We start from the raw sequence: 18,013 nt of genomic DNA, 5'->3' as shown, positions 1-18,013 counted from the left end.
GTCGTCTCCGGCTGCCGGAGGTGTCAGTGTCCAGCCCTCCGGCAGCGCTCGCGTCACCCGCGATGGGTGAAGGTGGGTCAGAGGGTGGGCAGCACCTGCTCGCGCACCTTGCGGCGCAGCACCTTGCCGAGCATCGTGCGCGGGGTGTCGGTGATCTGCACGATCCGGCGGGGAATCTTGTATGCGGCCAGGTGCTCCCGGCAGTGGTCCTGCAGGGCCTCTTCGTCCAGCGTCGCGCCGGGTTCGAGCTCGACCGCGGCGACGACCATTTCACCGCCACGTTCCAGCGGCTTGCCGAACACGGCGGCATCCGTCACCGACGCGTGCAAGCGCAGTACAGTCTCCACCTCGGTGGGCGCCACGTTGAAGCCGCCGGTGATGATCAGGTCCTTGGCCCGGTCGACGATGGTGGAGAACCCGTCTTCGTCCACGGTCACGATGTCCCCGGTCCGAAGCCAGCCGTCCGGCGTCAGGGTCTTGGCGGTCTCCTCAGGGTTGTTCCAGTAGCCCTTGAACACCTGCGGACCCTTGAGCAGCAACTCTCCGGGCTGGCCCTGCTCCACCTCAACGGTCGGGTCATCGGGGTCGGTGACCTTCATCAGGGTCGAGGAGAACGGGATGCCGACGGTACCGGGGCGGCGGGTCGGGTGGAACGGGTTGCCCATCGCCACCGGCGATGCCTCGGTCATGCCGAAGCCCTCCACCAGCAGTCCGCCCGACACCGATTCCCACAGCTCCACGACATGGTCGGGCAGGTTCATCGCTCCCGAGATGCAGAAGCGGCAGGAGCGCAGCGAGATGCCACGTTCCTTCGCGGCGAGCGCGGTGCGCTCGTAGATCGGCGGCACCGCACAGTACACAGTTGCGGGGGTCTTCTTCATGGTGTCGAGCACGGTCTTCGGATCGAACTTGGGGAACAACACGATCAGGGCCTGCTTGTGGATGCCGTAGGTCAGATACAACGTGAGGCCGAACGAATGGAACATCGGCAGGATCGCGTAGAAGACCTCCTTGCGGTACTCGGCGCCGTGCATCCAGGCCTCGCCCTGCAACGCGTTGCAGTGCAGGTTGTAGTGGGTCAGCATCGCACCCTTGGGGCGACCGGTGGTGCCGGAGGTGTACTGGATGGCCGCCAGGTCGTGCAGCGCCGGACGGGGGTGGGTCGGGTCGATGCGGCCGTGGCTGAACAGGTCCTTCCACGGGGTCGTACCGGCCGCCGAGCCTGTGAGAGCCGCCCGGGACTCGCGCAGACTCTTCACCGGGAGGTAGAGGGCCAACCGTTTCACGGTGGGGAAAGCCTGCAGCAGGTTGACCGAGACGATGTGGTCGATCTCGATGTCGGCCGGGAACGCGCGCACTGTCGGGGCGACCTTGTCCCAGGCGATCACGATGCGGGCCTGGTGGTCTTCGAATTGGTGCCGCAGCTCCGGTGACGTATAGAGCGGGTTGTGTTCCACGACCACGCCGCCCAGGCGCAGGACGGCGTAGAACGCCACGACGTGCTGCGGGCAGTTCGGCAGGATCAGCGCGACCCTGTCGCCGGCCCGCACCCCGAGCAGGCGCAGCCCCTCGGCAGCCTTGTCGATCTGGGCGCCGAGTTCCGCGTAGCTGGTGCGGCGTCCGAAGAACTCGAGCGCCGGATGGTCGCCGGCCTCGGCGACCGCGTGCTCGAGCATCTCCACGAGCGAGGTGGTGGGGTAATCGATCTCGGCGGGCACGCCCGGCTGATAGTGCTTAACCCAGGGCTGTTGCTCAGTAGTGGCCATGCAGACATCCTCCCGCGATCCGCTCCAGAGGCGTGGGCACAACACGGCCCAAGGCTGAGCACGTCCGTGCAGACCCGACAGATATTCCGGCGCCAGCGGTTGACCGCCGCCCTCACCCGGTGGCACGGTGTGAGCGAGCAGCGGCGCGGTCAGTGACAGCGGACCCGTCGAGACATCGAAGGAGACACCATGCCCACAGTCAGGTCGCGCGATGGCACCACGATCGCCTTCGACAGTCTCGGTACCGGGCCCGCCCTCATCCTGGTGGACGGCGCCACCTGCTACCGCGACGCCGGGCCGATGCGCCCTCTGGCCGCCCTGATGGCCGACAGCTTCACCGTGTACGTCTACGACCGACGCGGCCGCGGCGCCAGCGGCGACACCTTGCCGTTCTCGGTCGACCGGGAGATCGATGACATCGCCGCATTGATCCGGTCGGCCGGCGGTCACGCGGCCCTCTTCGGCATGTCCAGTGGCGGCGCCCTGGCACTCGCGGCCGCCGCCCAGCTCGGTGCGGCGGTCAGCGAGCTGGCCGCCTACGAGGTGCCGGTGAGCATCGACCTGGACTCCGTCGTCACCACCTACTCCCGGAAGCTCGCCGCCGCGCTGGCCGCCGGGCGCCGCGGCGACGCCATGGCCCTCTTCCTGGCCCGGGTGGGCATGCCCGCCGAGCAGATCGAGGGGATGCGGCAGACGCCGATGTGGGCCGGGTTCGAGGCGATCGCCCCGACGCTCGCCTACGACGATGCTGTTCTCGGCGACGGCCTACTCCCCTACTACCGGATCGAAGCCGTCCAGGTCCCCGCGGTGGTGCTCAGCGGCGAATTCGCACCGGAGTTCATCCGCGAATCGGCCAGGGCCCTGGCCACCGCCCTGCCGAACGGCAGGCACGTGGAACTCCCCGGCCAATCCCACGACGTGGACATCGCCGTTCTCGCCGCCGCACTGCACGAGAGCCTGGACTCTCAAGCCAGGCGGACCGTCAATGAGCCCGAAATGCCGTCGACGACATGATCACACGGCACGGATTTCTCGCTCCCGAACGGGGTGAGCACTTCGACCGGCTACCGTAGTACTATGACGCCTCCTGATTCAACTGCACCGACCGAGGCAGCCACTGCCCGCCCGACCATCACGTTCTCCGAGCTTGGGCTCAGTGACTCCGTACTCAAAGCCCTCAAAGACGTAGGCTACGAGACTCCGTCGGCCATCCAGGCTGCCACCATTCCGCCGCTCCTCGACGGCCGCGACGTCGTCGGACTCGCCCAGACCGGCACCGGCAAGACGGCCGCCTTCGCGTTGCCGATCCTCTCCCGCCTCGACATGTCCCAGAAGAGCCCGCAGGCCCTGGTGCTCGCCCCCACCCGCGAACTCGCCCTGCAGGTCTGTGAGGCCTTCGAGAAGTACGCCGCCCACATGAAGGGCGTGCACGTGCTGCCCGTCTACGGCGGACAGGGTTACGGCATCCAGCTGTCGGCGCTGCGCCGGGGCGTTCATGTTGTCGTCGGTACTCCCGGCCGCATCATGGACCACCTCGAAAAGGGCACCCTCGACCTCACCCAGCTCAAGTACCTGGTGCTCGACGAGGCCGACGAGATGCTCAAGATGGGCTTCGCCGAAGACGTCGAGACGATCCTCGCCGACACCCCGGACGACAAGCAGGTGGCCCTGTTCTCCGCCACCATGCCCGCGCAGATCCGTCGCATCTCCAAGCAGTACCTCAATGACCCCGAAGAGATCACGGTCAAGAACAAGACCACGACCTCGGTCAACACCACCCAGCGTTACCTGCTGGTCTCCTACCCGCAGAAGGTGGACGCGCTCACCCGCATCCTCGAGGTGGAGAACTTCGAGGGCATGATCGTCTTCACCCGCACCAAGAACGAGACCGAGACGCTCGCCGAGAAGCTGCGTGCACGTGGCTACTCCGCCACCGCCATCAACGGCGACGTGCCCCAGGTGCAGCGTGAGCGCACCGTGGAGCAGCTCAAGAGCGGCAAGCTGGACATCCTCGTCGCCACGGATGTCGCCGCCCGCGGCCTCGACGTGGAGCGCATCAGCCACGTCATCAACTACGACATCCCGATTGACACCGAGTCGTACGTGCACCGCATCGGCCGCACCGGCCGCGCCGGCCGCAGCGGCGCCGCGATCAGCTTCGTCACCCCTCGTGAGCGTCACCTGCTCAACGCCATCGAGCGGGCCACCCGCCAGCCGCTCACCCAGATGCAGCTGCCCAGCGTCGAAGACGTCAACGTCACCCGGCTCGCCCGGTTCGACGACGCGATCACCGCTGCGCTGGAGGAGACCGCTCGCATCGCCGCGTTCCGCGACATCGTGGGCCACTACGTGGAGCACCACGACGTGCCCGAGGCCGACGTCGCCGCCGCACTCGCCGTGGTCGCCCAAGGAGAGACCCCGCTGCTGCTCAACGCCGACGACGTGCGTGCTGCGGCGCGTTTCGACCGGGAGCGCACCGAGCACCGCGACCGCGACCGGCCCGCACGCAACGACCGTCGGGACGACCGGGGCAGCCGCGATGACCGCGGCAGCCGGGATGACCGCCCGCTGCGCAGCGAACGCCCCGAACGCCGCTCACGCGACAGCAGCCGCGCCATGGCCTCGTACCGCATCGAGGTCGGCAAGCGTCACAAGGTGGAACCACGCCAGATCGTCGGCGCTCTCGCCAACGAGGGTGGCCTGAGCCGGGAAGACTTCGGCGCGATCCAGATCCTGCCCGAGTACTCCCTGGTGGACCTGCCCGCCGACCTGACCAGCGATGTGCTGGGCCGCCTCTCGGCGACCCGCATCAGCGGCAAGCTGATCGAGATCCACGCCGACAACGGCGCCTCGGCCGGCCGCAACGACCGGCCTCAACAGGGCGACCGCTCCGAGCGCCCGCCGCGCCGCTACTAGGTCACACCAGCTCACCCACGGGCGGGGATTCTCCCGACACCCCTCATCCGCTCGCCGGATTGACGGTGTGTCGCGAGAATCCCCGCCTTTCGCCGTAGCCGCCCTATCATCAACCCATGACGAGGGCTGCGACGGATGGTGACGCCGGGCTGGCCGCACGGCTGCGGCAACATTTGGGCCCCAGGCATCCGGTGGCCGCCGTCGCCCAGGTCTCCCCCGGCGGAGTGGTGCTGGCGAGCGTAGGCGCGGGGCTCGACGCCGACTTCGAAATCGGCTCCATCTCGAAGGGCCTCACCGGTCTGCTCTACCGTCAGGCCTGTGAGCTCGGCGAGATCGGCGCAGAGACCACTCTGGGTGATCTGCTCCCCCTGCCGCAGGGCCCGGCCGGGCCTCTCCGGCTCGCGGCCGTGAGCAAGCACGAGTCTGGACTACCCCGCCTTCCGCGCTCGGCGCAGCCGCTACGTCGCGCCCTGCGGTTCCTGCGCACCGGGGAGAACCCCTACGGCGAAGATCTCACCGAACTGCTGACACAGGCGCGCACCGTGCGACTCTCCTCCACGCGCCGGCGCTACTCCAATTTCGGCTTCGAACTGCTTGGCCATGCCGTCGCCCGCAGCGCGGGCCTCGACTACGCAACCCTGCTGCGGGAGCGACTGACCGAGCCGCTGGGTCTCACGTCGATGTACGCACCCGCGACACCGGCCGAGCTGCGACCCAGCGCGCTGCAGGGCACAAGCCGGTCGGGCCGCCCGCGGCCGGCCTGGACTGGAGAGGCGGTGGCACCGGCCGGCGGCATCCGTTCGTCGATCACCGATCTCGCCCGGCTCACCCAGGCGTTGCTGGAGGGATCCGCGCCCGGGATCTCGGCTCTCGATCCGGTGGCGCCGATCGCCCGCCGTGGGGTGAACATCGGGGCGGCCTGGATCACCCTGTCGGTCAGGGGCCGATCGATCACCTGGCACGACGGCGCCACCGGCGGCTTCCGTTCCTGGCTCGGCCTGGACCGGGCCGCCGGCACGGGGGTGGTTGTGCTCACCGCCACCTCACGCTCGGTCGACCGCCACGGCTTCGCGCTGCTGACGGAGCTCACCGACGCGCACTCTTAGCGGGTTAGTGAGCAATGCTTTAGTCTGGAAGGTGCACGGGGAGCACCAAGCGAACCCCCTGTCATGGAGCCTTCCTTGAATATCACTCCCCTGACCTGGATCATCACCATCGGCGTGACGATCGCGTTCTTCGCCTACGAGTTCTTCGCGCACGTGCGGAAGCCGCACGAGCCCACGGTGGGCGAGTCCGCCCGCTGGTCGGCCTTCTACATCGGCCTTGCCCTGCTGTTCGGGGTCGGCATCGGCGTGGTGTCCGGATGGCGGTACGGCGGCGAGTACTTCGCGGGCTACCTCACCGAGAAGGCGCTGTCGATCGACAACCTCTTCGTGTTCCTCATCGTGATGGCCGCGTTCTCGGTGCCCAAGGCGTACCAGCAGAAGGTGCTGATGTTCGGCATCATCATCGCCCTGATCATGCGTGGCGGGTTCATCGCCGTGGGCGCGGCCCTGATCGAGAACTTCTCCTGGGTGTTCTATCTCTTCGGTGCGCTGCTGTTCGTGCTGGCATACATGCAGGTGCGGGGCCACGACAGCAATCCGGCCGACAACCTCTTTGTGCGGCTGGCCCGCCGGGTTCTGCCGGTCACCGAGGAGTACGACCGCGACAAGCTCACCACCAAGATCAACGGCAAACGCTATGTCACCCCGATGCTGCTCACCATCATCGCGATCGGCTTCATCGACCTGGTCTTCGCGATCGACTCGATCCCCGCGATCTACGGGCTCACCTCGGAGGCCTACATCGTCTTCACCGCCAACGCCTTCGCGCTGATGGGCCTGCGCCAACTGTTCTTCCTCATCGGCGGACTGCTCGAGCGCCTGGTCTACCTGTCCCAGGGCCTGGCCGTGATCCTCGCCTTCATCGGCCTCAAGCTCGTCTTCCACGCCCTGCACGTCAACGAGGTGCCGTTCATCAACGGCGGCGAGCCGGTGCTGTGGGTGCCCGAGATCCCGATCTGGTTCTCGCTGGTCTTCATCGCCGCCACGGTCACCGTCGCGACCGTCGCGAGCCTGGCCAAGACCCGAGGGGACGCCGCCAAGGCCGATCGTGGCCGGGTCGACGGCGAGCCGATCACCAAGGCCGAGGACTCGCACTAGCCGAGCATGATCGCGTCGAGGTTGTCCACGCTCTCGCCGGTACTGCGTCGGCCTCGACGCACAGCCAGACCCGAAGATCACCAGCGTGAACTCGTTCGGGCCCGGCCCGGACAGGGCGTAGAAAGCAAGCCCCGTCGTCCGCCGGCAGTGGCGGCATGGCAACGTCCGTGCTGACCATCCGTACGGGTGAGAGCTCGTCCGCGGCGAACGCCACGGTGCTTCGCCGCGCGAAGATCGCTGCGGAAGGCGTACCCGGTCTCGCCGTTTCTGCACCCCTTGTGGCCGAGCGCGCCCGCTATAGCGGGCGCGGTGGGCCACACGTGGTGCACCGAGCACCACCTGGCGCCGAGGAGCAGCACCGCGCGCCCGGACACAAGCGCGCCGGTTACCGGCCGGGAAGTACGATCCGATCGTGATCCCACGGGTCGGCCCAGCCGAGCTCGTCGAACATGCGCGAGAGCACGATCGCGGTGAAACCCCAGACGAGCCGGTCACCCACGGTGAACGCCGGCGCCCGGTAGACGGCGTCGCCCACGGTGTGCTCGGTGTTCGCCCGGTTGGCCGGGTCGAGCAGATCCGCCACGGGCACCCTGAAGACATCCACGGTTTCGGCATGGTCCATCGCGGCCACCTGGGAGGGTCGGGTCCACCAGGCCGGCACCGGGGTGACGAGATGGTTGCTCACCGGCACCGGCATTGCGGGCAGCGTGCCGAGGGGTTCGAGGCCGGCTGCGTCCAACCCGGTCTCCTCGACGGCTTCCCGCAGCGCCGCCGCGATCGGGCCCGCATCGGATGCTTCGAGCCGGCCGCCCGGGAAGGCGATCTGACCCGGGTGACTGCCCAGGGTGGAGGCACGGCGCAGCAACAGCACGTCGAGATCCCTCGGAACCCGGTCTGTGCCGGCGGGCGCCTGCGCCGGCACCGCATCCAGCACACCGAACAGCACGAGAACCGCGGCCCGGCGAGCGCTGCCCAGATCGGGAAGGTCGCGGCTTCGGCCGGTCCCCCAGTCCAGCCCACGCTCGCACAGCGCCGCGAGTTCGGCGCGCGGGTCGTTCGAGATAACGAGCATGCTTCCACCATACGCAGCCCGGTCGGCACCGGGGCTTCGGCACTAACCCACCAGGCCGAGGGTGACCGCGCGGCGCACGACACCCATGCGGGAGGTCGCATCGAGCTTCGTGAAGATGTTGGACACATGCCGTTTCACGGTCCCCTCGGCAGCGAGAGCTGCAACCCGACCTCCCGGTTCGAATAGGCCAGGGCCACCATGCGCCGGGACGGCCGCTGGCGATGCGCGGTCAGCCACTACAGCAGCGCCGGATGACCGGGCGCTCGGCCCGACCTCATCACTAAGGGGTGATGTCGCCGCCACCTCCGCCGGGCTACTTTCACCCGAGAGACCCAGGAGGCCCCCGTGACGAATCCCGACCGCCATGCCCGCTCGATGCTGCCAATTCCCGACCGCCCTGCACCCGGACTCACCACCTACGACGCGAAGGACCCCGACACGCAATACCCGCCGATCGAGCCGTTGCGGCCACCGGCGGGCGCACCGAACGTGCTCGTCATCCTGATCGACGATGCCGGTTATGGCGCGTCGAGCGTCTTCGGCGGCCCCTGCGCCACACCCAACGCCGAGAAACTCGCCGCGAACGGGCTCATCTACAACCGCTTCCACACCACGGCGCTGTGCGCACCCACCCGGCAGGCGCTGCTGACCGGACGCAACCACCACTCGGTGGGGATGGGCAGCATCACCGAGACGGCCACCTCGGCGCCGGGCAACAGCTCGTTGCGGCCGAACACCAAGGCGCCGCTGGCGATGACCCTCAAATTGAACGGTTACTCCACCGCCCAGTTCGGCAAGTGCCACGAGGTGCCCGTGTGGCAGTCCTCACCGATGGGCCCGTTCGATGCCTGGCCGTCGGCCGGTGGCGGATTCGAGACCTTCTACGGCTTCATCGGCGGTGAGAACAATCAGTGGGATCCCGCGCTCTACAACGGCACGACCCCGGTGGAACCTCCGGCGACCCCTGAGGAGGGTTACCACCTCACCGAAGACCTGGCCGATCACGCCAGCAACTGGATCCGTTCGCAGAAGGCCCTGATGCCCGACAAACCGTTCTTCGTGTACTTCGCGCCCGGCGCCACCCACGCGCCCCACCACGTGCCCAAGGAATGGGCGGACAAGTACGCCGGGAAATTCGCCGACGGCTGGGATGTGCAGCGCGAACGCACCTTCGCCAAGCAGAAGGAACTCGGAGTGATCCCCGCCGACGCGCTTCTCACCCCACGGCACGCTGAGATTCCCGCCTGGGACGACATGCCCGCCGAGCTCAAGCCCGCGCTTGAGCGGGAAATGGAGGTCTACGCCGGGTTCATGGAACACACCGATCACCACGTCGGCCGGGTGATCGACACCGTCGCCGAGCTCGGCATCCTCGACGACACCATCATCTACTACATCATCGGTGACAACGGAGCATCCGCGGAGGGCACGGTCAACGGGGCCTTCAACGAGATGGCGAACTTCAACGGGATGGCGGCGCTCGAGACGCCGGAATTCATGGCCGCCAAAATCGACGAGTTCGGCAGCCCCAGCTCCTACAACCACTATGCGGTGGGATGGGCGTGGGCGATGGACACCCCCTTCCAGTGGACCAAGCAGGTTGCCTCGCACTGGGGCGGCACCCGCAACGGCACGATCGTGCACTGGCCCACCGGGATCGCCGAGAAGGGCGGGCTGCGCGAGCAGTTCACCCACTGCATCGACATCGCCCCGACAATTCTCGAGGCCGCCGGCCTGCCCGAGCCGACGATGGTCAACGGCGTGCAGCAGTCACCCATGGAAGGTGTCAGCATGCTGTACACCTTCGACGAGCCTGCCGCCGCGGAACGTCACGACCTGCAGTACTTCGAGATGTTCGGCAACCGTGGCCTGTACTACAAGGGCTGGAGCGCGGTCACCAAGCACCGCACCCCCTGGATCATGATCGGCGGCGAGATTCCCGCCTTCGACGACGATGTCTGGGAGCTCTACGACGGCCACACCGATTACAGCCAGGCCCGGAACCTGGCCGCCGAGAATCCGGAGCTACTCGCCAAACTGCAGAGGCTCTGGTTGATCGAGGCCACCAAGTACAACGTGCTGCCGATCGACGACCGCGGCGTTGAACGGGCCACCCCGGAGGTGGCCGGCCGGCCGACCCTGATCAGGGGGAACAGCCAACTCCTGTTCGCCGGCATGGGCCGGTTGTCGGAGAACAGCGTGGTCAGCATCAAGAACAAGTCGTTCTCGGTGACGGCCGAACTGGTCATAGCCGAAGGCGGGGCGGATGGCGTGATCATCGCCCAGGGCGGCAGGTTCGGGGGTTGGAGCCTCTATGCCCAGGCCGGCCGGGCCACGTTCGTGTACAACGTCCTCGGCATCCAGGAGTTCAGGACCGAGGCCGAGCTGCCGATCCCCGCGGGACAGTGCCAGGTGCGGATGGAGTTCGCCTACGACGGCGGTGGGCTCGGCAAGGGCGGCGACGTGACGCTCTACTACGACGGCAAGCCCGTGGGCACCGGCCGGGTGGGCGCCACCCAGGCGATGATCTTCTCGGCCGACGAGACCACCGATGTGGGCTACCAATCCGGCACCCCCGTCACGGCCGACTACACCACAGCGAGCAGCCGGTTCAGCGGTCGGATCAACTGGGTGCAGATCGACCTGGGCGACGACAACAACGACCACTTCATCGACCCGGAGGAGCGGTTCCGTATCATCATGGCCCGGCAGTGAGCGGGCCGCTGCGCCGGGGAACGCCGCCTCGACCTTCCAGCAGGTCGTCACCGCACCTGCTGTGGTCTACCGCGCCCGCTATAGCGGGCGCGGCGCGCCGTGAGGGGTGCAGCGAGCGCCATCCGGGAGCTCACTGATCTGACCTCTGCGGTGCAGACTATGGGAATGACCCCACGCAGTGAGCGAACCCTCATCGTGCTCCGGCACGCCAAGTCCGACTGGTCGGGCGGCGAGGCCGACATCGACCGCACCCTCAACCCCCGCGGGCAGAGCCAGGCGCCGGATGCCGGCAGCTGGCTGGCCGAGAATGTTCCAGCCATCGACCTGGCCATCGTCTCCCCCGCGACCCGGGCTCGCGCCACCTGGGCGCTGGCCTCGGCAGAACTCAACGACAGCCCCGAGGCGCGCATCGATGACCGTGCGTATGCCGCATCCGTCAACGATCTGCTTCAGATTGTGCGAGAACTCCCCGACGAGCTTCAGAACGTGATTCTGGTGGCTCACAATCCCGGACTCGAAGACCTCGTCTACGTGCTCACCGGCGAGAGCGTCACGCTGTCGACGTCGGCCTTGGCCGTGCTGGGTGTGCCGGGTCCCTGGTCGGATCTTGTTGCCTCGACGGCCGTTCTCGTGACCAGCGGCCGTGCCAGCCGGGCGGGACTGGCCTAGGCACACGCCCAACCAGAGTCAGTCCGTTCCGGCATCCTCCGCCATCAGCGGGAGACGGCGCACACTCTCGAACCGATGCGTCCCGCCGTCGATCGGATCGGTGAACGCCAGCTCGCTGGCCAGGAGCTGGAGCGGCCGCCTGAAATCGAACACCTCGACACCCTGCACAACGGGGTAGAGCGGGTCGTCGATGATCGGGATGCCCAGGCCCAGCATGTGCAGACGCAGCTGGTGGGTGCGCCCGGTGCGGGGTGTCAGCCGGTACCGTCCCGCAGGCCCGTGGGCGTCCTCCAGTTCGATCAGTGACTCGGCGTTGACCGGGGCGCCGGGCACCACTTCGCCCTGCCAGTAGCCCGGCCGGGCACGGAGGTGGTTCCGCACGATGACAGGTAGCTCGAGGTCCGGCCGTATCGGTGCCAACGCCCGGTACACCTTCTTCACCTCGCCGCGCTGAAAGAGAGTCTGGTAGGCCCCTCGCCAGCGGCGTTCGGTGGCCAGGACCAGCAGGCCGCTGGTCACCCGGTCCAAGCGGTGCAACGGGGAGAGTTCGGGCAACTCCAGTTGGGCACGCAGGCGAACCACGACGCTCTGAACCACGTGCCGTCCCCGCGGGATGCTGGAAAGGAAGGGCGGCTTGTCGATCACCACGATCCGCTCATCCCGATAGACCAGGTGCAGAGGGCCCGGGACCACCGGTTCGTCGGCCAGATCGCGGTGAAACCAGACGAAGGTGGTGGGCCGGTAACGGTCCGCGCCGGCAACCGGCGCGCCGTCTCCATAGACGAAGCGGCCGTCGGCGAGGAACTCGGCCACGTTCACGGACTCGGCCAGCCGGTCCTCGAGCCAGGCGCTCATGTTCGGCCAGGTCGGCTTCGGAAAACCGGGCCGGTCGCGCTCCGGGGTGCACAGCCACGCCGCAGCGAGCCCGTGTCGTTCGGGAAGGGGCGAGCGCGGGGGCATCCCCCGATCGTACGTGCTGACCGCCGCCGTCGCCGGGCGGATGGCGGATGGCGCCCGTCAGAGCGCCCTGGCGGCCTCGAGCGCCCAGACGACCAGGTCGTGGTCGAGGTTTTCGGCCAGGCCGGACACCCCGACTGCGCCGATGAGGGAACCGTTCACCCGCAGCGGGAAGGCACCTCCGGCGGCCACGTACTCGGCAACGGGCAGACCGGTGACCTCGTTGAAGTCCTGGCCCCTGGCGCGGTATTTGGTGCTGATCAGGAAGGACGGCGCGTTATACAGGGCCACCACGCGGAACTTCCTGTCGAGCCAGTAGTCGTTGTCTGCTGTCGTGCCCGGCCGTGCCGCGTGGAAGACGCGCTGCTGGCCGAAGGACATCGCCACCGTGATACTCAGGTCATCGGCGACCGCCCGGGCCATGATCGCGCTGCCGAGCCTGAAGGCATCGTCATGATCGAAGGAGGTGAACCCGATGCTGGAGTTCTGTGCCTCCAGCAGGGGCAGGAGACCCTGGGCGGCGGGATCAGGAGTGAGCGACATGGCAGAGTCCGGTTTCGTTGGGGTGTCGACAGCGGCGCCGCACTACCGAGCACGATACCGGTTAGCGATCACAGACGCGCGGGAAACGCGGACCGTCGCCCGTACACCGTCAGCAGCAGTGCGGCCAGGCCGAAGACGACCATGACGACGGGCAGCGCGAGGCCGTCGAACGGGGTCAGCAGCGCGGCACCGAGGATCCCGGCGGCGAAAATCGCGAGGTTGAACGCCACGGGCAGGAACGCGTTCGCGACATCCGAGTCGGCTCCGCCCGTGCTGGTCAAAGCGGCCTGGAGCTGAGCGGATGCTCCGCCGAAGGAGAGCCCCCAGAGCACGGTGGCGGCGATGATCGCGGGCGCCGACGCGTGGCCGGCCCAGAGGATCACGGCGGCCACGATGAACAGCAGGACGCTGCCGTGCAGCAGCGGGCGCGGATGCCGGTCGAGGAGCGCGCCGGTGAGAACGATGCCGACGATCGAGGCGACACCGAAGAGGAACAGCTGCACGTCCACCGCGAGGTCGCTGCCAGTGGCCCGCAGGTAGGGGGCGATGTAGGTGTAGATGGTGTTGTGGGCGATCATCCAGGTGAAGATCACCGCCAGGATCACGGTGATGCCGGGGATCCGGAGCACCCGCACCAGGGGCAGTCTGGCGGTTCCCGGCTGGCCGTCGGCATCCGGGGCGCACAGCGCGATCAGGAGGCCGGCGATGACCGCCACCACGCTCAGACCGACGAAGGCCCAGCGCCAGTCGAACGCGGACCCCAGCCACGATCCCAGCGGGGTGCCGAGCGCGAACCCGACGGGCGCCCCGGCGGACACTATCGCCAAGGACAGACCTGCCTGCCGGGGCGGGCTGATCTTCCGCCCGTAGGCGGCGAGCATCCCCCAGACGATCCCCGAGAACGCCCCGGCGACGAATCGCGACCCGAGCGACAGGATGACGTCGCTGGAGACCGCCGTGACGGTGTTGGCCACGATGAGCCCGAGGATAGCACCGAGCAGCAGCCGCTTCCGGCGCATCCCCCTGGTCAGCGTGATCGCGGGAATCGTCACAATGACCGTGCCCAGCGCATATGCGCTGACGAACAGGCCGACAGTGCCCTCACTGGTGCCCAGTCCGCCGGCGATCACCGGCAACAGGCCGGCCGGCATGGTCTCCATCGCCACGAGGACGAAGCCGATGGCGGCCAGCATCAGCAGGGTGAAGATCGGCAGGCGCTGCGTTTTCTCGGCAGCCGCCGGGGCCGGCACTGTTGTCACGCTCTCCATCAGAAGGTGAGCAGGACCTTGGTGGCGCGGCGCTCGTCCATGGCCCGGTAGCCTTCGGCGGCTTCCTCGATGGGGAGGGTGAGGTCGAAAACCTTGCCCGGGTCGATGGTGCGGTCCCAGATCAACTGGATCAGGTTGGGCAGGAACCGGCGCACCGGGGCAGGTCCGCCGAGGGTGTGGATGCCGGCGAAGAACAGCTGGATGCCGGGGATCTGCACGTCGTAGTTGACCCCGACGTAGCCCAGGTGTCCGCCGCCGCGGGTCGCGCCGACGGCCTGCATGAACGATTCCTGCGTGCCGACGGCTTCGACCACGGAGTGCGCACCGAGCCCACCGGTGAGTTCCTTGATCCTGGCCACACCTTCGTCGCCGCGTTCCTCGACGATGTCGGTCGCCCCGTAGAACCTGGCGAGCTTCTGCCGTTCGGGGTGGCGCGACATGGCGATGATGCGTTCGGCGCCAAGCTGTTTGGCGGCGAGGATCGCCATCAGGCCCACGGCGCCGTCTCCGACGACGGCGACGGTCTTGCCCGGCCCGGCCTCGGCGGCCACGGCGGCGAACCAGCCGGTGCCGAGCACATCGGAGGCGGCCAGCAGCGACGGGATCAGGTCGGCGTCGGGCTGGCCGGGGGTCGCGACGAGGGTGCCGTCCGCGAGCGGGATCCGCGCCTTCTCGGCCTGCATTCCGGAGGCGAATTCGGCGTGCTCGCACCGGGACTGGAAGCCGGCCCGGCAGATTTCGCAGGTGTTGTCGGAGAGCACGAAGGATCCAACGACGAAGTCACCCACCTTGACGGTCTGCACGGCGTCACCGATCTCTTCGACGATGCCGACGTACTCGTGGCCCATCGCGGTGTGGTCGACGGGCTCGACACCCCGGTACGGCCACAGGTCCGACCCGCAGATGCAGGTGGCCGTGAGACGGATGATCGCATCGGTCGGTTCAACAATGGTCGGGTCCTGGCGGTCTTCGACCCGGACGTCGCCGGGCGCGTACATGATGACTCCACGCATGTGGATGCTCCTTTGGTCGCTGTTGGTACGTCCTCAAGCGAACCGTCGACGGTCTGTGGGCGGGAGTCCCTGCGCAGGGGTGTACCAGCAGAGCACCCCACGCCGCGACAGGGGGACGTACTGTCGTGGCTATGGACAATCAAGCCGAGGTGCGCGAATTCCTCATGTCGCGGCGCGCGAAGATCACCCCCGAACTGGCCGGCCTGCCCGCCGGCACCAATCGGCGGGTGTCCGGGCTGCGTCGCACCGAGGTTGCCACCCTGGCCGGCGTCAGCGTGGAGTACTACGCCAAGCTCGAACGCGGTGCGATCGCGGGAGCGTCCTCGTCGGTGCTCGACGCCATCGCCCGGGCGCTGCAGCTCGATGACACCGAACGCAGCCACCTGTTCAATCTGGCGCGGGCCGCCGACGGCATCCCACTGTCCGGACGCATCCGCCGGCGCGCGACGCGGAACCCGGTGAGTCGGCCGAGCCTGCAGTGGGCGCTCGGCACGATCACCGAAGGCATCGCGTTTGTGCGCGACCAGCATCAGGACCTCCTGGCGACCAACGATCTGGGCCGGGCCTTCTACTCCCCCGTCATCGGCGACGCCGGGCGCACCCCCAACCTGGCCCGGTTCCAGTTCCTCGACCCCGCCTCGCGCGATTTCTACCCGGACTGGCAGGTGTTCGCGGAGATGTGCGTGTCGATCATGCGCGCGGAGGCCGGCCGGGACCCGAACGACAAGGGGTTGCAGGACCTCGTCGGCGAGCTGTCCACCAAGAGCGACACGTTCCGCACGCTCTGGGGCGCCCACGACGTGCGCACGCACGGTGCCGGCACGAAGCGGTTCAACCATCCGGTGGTCGGCGAGCTCACCCTGGCCTATGAGGAACTCGCCATCACCGCCGATCCCGGCTCGGTGCTGATGATCTACACCGCCGAGCCCGGCTCGTCCAGCGCCGAGCGCCTGCGTCTGCTGGCCAGTTGGGCGGCCACCAGCGTCGCCGCCGACTGACCAAGCTCGGGGTCACGGCGCCTCGGGCGCCGGGGCATCCGTTTGCACCGTTCTGGTGTCGGCGAGATCGTTCTGGCGCCGGCTGGCGAGCATGATCGGAACGCCGATGAGTTCCACCAGGCCGCCGATCATCAGGGAAGCGCCGTAACCCCAGAGGTCGGCGGAGCGGCCCAGCGCCGGCTGGATGAACACGCCGCCGAGGCTGCCGAACAGCGAGTCAAACGAGAGCACGGTGGCGCGCTGCTTCGACGGGATCATGTCGTTGAGGTAGGCCTGCCGCACCGGTTCGGCGACCGCGAACACGAACCCCCAGACCATCAGGAACACCACCGCCAGCCAGAACAGGCTGTTCAGGCCGAGCACCACGAGTGAGACCACGCTGAGCAGGGACGCCGCGATCACGGTGCTGGTGCGTTTGGCGAAGAGGGTGCGGATCCGGGGAGCGAGCACGCCGCCGGCTACCTGTGCCAGCGAGAGGATCGCGGCGGCCAGGCCCGCGATGGAGTACGCCGACGGGTCGCCGTACAGCTCGAGCAGGTAGGGCTGCAGCGCGTAGAAGGCGTAGAAGCCGACGCCGGAGGCGAACGGGGCGGAGAGGATCATGTAGCGCACCGACCGCCGTTTCAGCCCGTGCTCGACCGACTCCGTGAGCACCAGCCGGGTCGCCTTCAGCGGGCCCCGCGAGCGGTCCGGGGTGAAGCCGAGGTCTCTCATCACGATGAACGCGTAGATGAACATAATCACGAGCACCCCGGCGCGCACGAGGAACGGCACACCGAGGTTGGTGGCCTGGGCGATCACTCCGCCGAGCACCGAGCCGGTGAACATCGCGATACCGGTCACCACGAGCCCGCGGCCGAATACCGCCTCCAGGCTGCCGGTGTACCCGGTCGACGTGAGCGCGTCGACCAGCCAGGCTTCCACCGCACCGGAGAAGAAGGTGAAGCCGAGGCCGAGCAGCACCGACACGATGGCCCACCAGACGAACGGCGACTGCCAGACCCAGAGCATCCAGTACAGCGCGGTGGTGACCGACAGGGTGATGGTGCCCAGCAGGTAGGAGGCTTTGCGTCCCACGGTGTCGGCGACCACGCCGGTCGGGATCTCGAAAATCACCATGCCGGCTGTGAAGAACGCGTTCGCAGCGAACGCCTCGAAGTTACTCAGCCCGGCGTCGAGCAGGAACAGCGTGTTGATGCCCCAGATGAACGAGGCCGCGAGGGTGTTGCCGAGCAGCAGGATCAGGTAGATGCGCTGGACGCGCGCAGACGCCGGGTTCACGACCAGGGTCCGATCGGCGCATCGCGTTCCGTCACGAAGCAATCATCGACCCGACTGGTGCGGATGGCTAGGTCGGGACCCATCGACCGAACCGGCAGACACTCGGTCGACGGGCCTCACGTGCTGGTTGCCCGTATCGCTAGTGCACGAGCACCTTCAGCAGGATCATGGCGATGCCCAGCGTCGAAGTCCCCAGACAGCCCAGGATGCGAATCACCCACGGGCTTCCTCGAAATGCGAACGCGCTGTAGCCGATGGCTCCGAGTATGGCTACGCCGAGCCACAGGGCGGTCCACACCGCAACGTCGTCGGGCACAGCCCGCAACGCGCCGAGCAGCAGCACGATGGACGGTGGGATCGCGGACGTGAGGAAGCCCAGCGAGTGCCGCAGCGAGAGGCGCACGGCGGTGGCCATCGTCGAATCCTGAGCCTGGTTCAGACCGTATTCGACCACCGCACCGGCGTACACGTGCGCGGCCCAGAACACGAAAACCGTGCCGATCACGCCTAGAAAGGTCTGCCAGGAGGTTGCCCCATAGCCGCCGGCGACCACGATCATGCCGCTGACCAGGATGGTGCCATAGACCGAAGCCTCGGTCACGAAGCCGCCC

At 68.0% G+C, this 18,013-nt stretch carries 16 protein-coding genes; 7 read left to right on the top strand and 9 right to left on the bottom strand.

All coding sequences use genetic code 11. From position 1 onward, the window contains the following. Window positions 1-77: 77 nt before the first annotated feature. Window positions 78-1,766: a long-chain-fatty-acid--CoA ligase gene (locus tag B7495_RS06545; RefSeq protein ID WP_088455863.1), complete on the bottom strand. Its 1,689-nt coding sequence runs from the start codon at window positions 1,764-1,766 to the stop codon at window positions 78-80. Between the two features lie 189 nt (window positions 1,767-1,955). Between B7495_RS06545 and B7495_RS06540 the strand changes: the two genes are divergently transcribed. From B7495_RS06540 to B7495_RS06525, 4 genes are all read left to right on the top strand, one after another. Then, window positions 1,956-2,780 (top strand): alpha/beta fold hydrolase, encoded by an 825-nt coding sequence (locus tag B7495_RS06540; RefSeq protein WP_088455862.1) that lies wholly within the window; start codon window positions 1,956-1,958, stop codon window positions 2,778-2,780. A gap of 63 nt (window positions 2,781-2,843) precedes the next feature. Next, the gene (locus B7495_RS06535; RefSeq protein WP_088455861.1) at window positions 2,844-4,682 is read left to right on the top strand and encodes a DEAD/DEAH box helicase; all 1,839 of its coding nucleotides are present in this window, start codon (window positions 2,844-2,846) and stop codon (window positions 4,680-4,682) included. Between the two features lie 116 nt (window positions 4,683-4,798). Further along, window positions 4,799-5,788, top strand: coding sequence for a serine hydrolase (locus B7495_RS06530; protein ID WP_088455860.1), 990 nt, complete (start codon window positions 4,799-4,801; stop codon window positions 5,786-5,788). Between the two features lie 75 nt (window positions 5,789-5,863). Beyond that, on the top strand, window positions 5,864-6,886 hold the full coding sequence (locus B7495_RS06525) for a TerC family protein (RefSeq protein WP_088455859.1): 1,023 nt from the start codon (window positions 5,864-5,866) through the stop codon (window positions 6,884-6,886). 385 nt (window positions 6,887-7,271) lie between these two features. On the opposite strand, the gene B7495_RS06520 is transcribed toward B7495_RS06525, so the two are convergent. Together B7495_RS06520 and B7495_RS18800 are read right to left on the bottom strand one after the other, a co-directional pair. Beyond that, window positions 7,272-7,958, bottom strand: a complete 687-nt coding sequence (locus tag B7495_RS06520) for a CoA pyrophosphatase (RefSeq protein WP_088455858.1) — start codon at window positions 7,956-7,958, stop codon at window positions 7,272-7,274. 42 nt (window positions 7,959-8,000) lie between these two features. Continuing rightward, on the bottom strand, window positions 8,001-8,096 hold the full coding sequence (locus B7495_RS18800; RefSeq protein WP_134408588.1) for a response regulator transcription factor: 96 nt from the start codon (window positions 8,094-8,096) through the stop codon (window positions 8,001-8,003). A 237-nt stretch (window positions 8,097-8,333) separates the two neighbouring features. Here B7495_RS18800 and B7495_RS06515 point away from each other — a divergent pair, with 237 nt between their 5' ends. Both B7495_RS06515 and B7495_RS06510 read left to right on the top strand, forming a co-directional pair. Then, window positions 8,334-10,673, top strand: a complete 2,340-nt coding sequence (locus tag B7495_RS06515) for an arylsulfatase (protein ID WP_088457945.1) — start codon at window positions 8,334-8,336, stop codon at window positions 10,671-10,673. A gap of 165 nt (window positions 10,674-10,838) precedes the next feature. Continuing rightward, a complete protein-coding gene (locus tag B7495_RS06510) occupies window positions 10,839-11,342 on the top strand; it encodes a histidine phosphatase family protein (RefSeq protein ID WP_198415061.1) in 504 nt (167 codons plus the stop codon). A gap of 18 nt (window positions 11,343-11,360) precedes the next feature. Here B7495_RS06510 and B7495_RS06505 read toward each other — a convergent pair whose 3' ends face one another. The 4 genes from B7495_RS06505 to B7495_RS06490 all read right to left on the bottom strand — a co-directional run bounded on the left by B7495_RS06505 (window position 11,361) and on the right by B7495_RS06490 (window position 15,123). Further along, the gene (locus tag B7495_RS06505) at window positions 11,361-12,302 is read right to left on the bottom strand and encodes a pseudouridine synthase (RefSeq protein WP_088455856.1); all 942 of its coding nucleotides are present in this window, start codon (window positions 12,300-12,302) and stop codon (window positions 11,361-11,363) included. Between the two features lie 57 nt (window positions 12,303-12,359). After that, window positions 12,360-12,842, bottom strand: coding sequence for a heme-degrading domain-containing protein (locus tag B7495_RS06500; protein ID WP_088455855.1), 483 nt, complete (start codon window positions 12,840-12,842; stop codon window positions 12,360-12,362). Between the two features lie 68 nt (window positions 12,843-12,910). Beyond that, window positions 12,911-14,110 (bottom strand): MFS transporter, encoded by a 1,200-nt coding sequence (locus B7495_RS06495; protein WP_168195294.1) that lies wholly within the window; start codon window positions 14,108-14,110, stop codon window positions 12,911-12,913. Further along, on the bottom strand, window positions 14,110-15,123 hold the full coding sequence (locus B7495_RS06490) for a zinc-dependent alcohol dehydrogenase family protein (RefSeq protein WP_174776255.1): 1,014 nt from the start codon (window positions 15,121-15,123) through the stop codon (window positions 14,110-14,112). The genes B7495_RS06495 and B7495_RS06490 overlap by 1 nt, the downstream gene beginning before the upstream one ends. A 131-nt stretch (window positions 15,124-15,254) precedes the next feature. Between B7495_RS06490 and B7495_RS06485 the strand changes: the two genes are divergently transcribed. Further along, entirely contained in the window at window positions 15,255-16,121 is an 867-nt protein-coding gene (locus tag B7495_RS06485) for a helix-turn-helix transcriptional regulator (protein ID WP_088455854.1), read from the top strand. A gap of 12 nt (window positions 16,122-16,133) precedes the next feature. Here B7495_RS06485 and B7495_RS06480 read toward each other — a convergent pair whose 3' ends face one another. Further along, window positions 16,134-17,402, bottom strand: a complete 1,269-nt coding sequence (locus tag B7495_RS06480) for an MFS transporter (protein WP_088455853.1) — start codon at window positions 17,400-17,402, stop codon at window positions 16,134-16,136. Between the two features lie 139 nt (window positions 17,403-17,541). Next, entirely contained in the window at window positions 17,542-18,003 is a 462-nt protein-coding gene (locus tag B7495_RS06475; protein ID WP_134408584.1) for a hypothetical protein, read from the bottom strand. Window positions 18,004-18,013: the final 10 nt, after the last annotated feature.

The sequence above is a fragment of the Cryobacterium sp. LW097 genome (assembly GCF_002205495.2).
GTDB lineage: Bacteria > Actinomycetota > Actinomycetes > Actinomycetales > Microbacteriaceae > Cryobacterium > Cryobacterium zongtaii.
The sequence above is the reverse complement of the archived record's forward strand: the minus strand, read 5'-3'. Positions and strand labels throughout refer to the sequence as shown.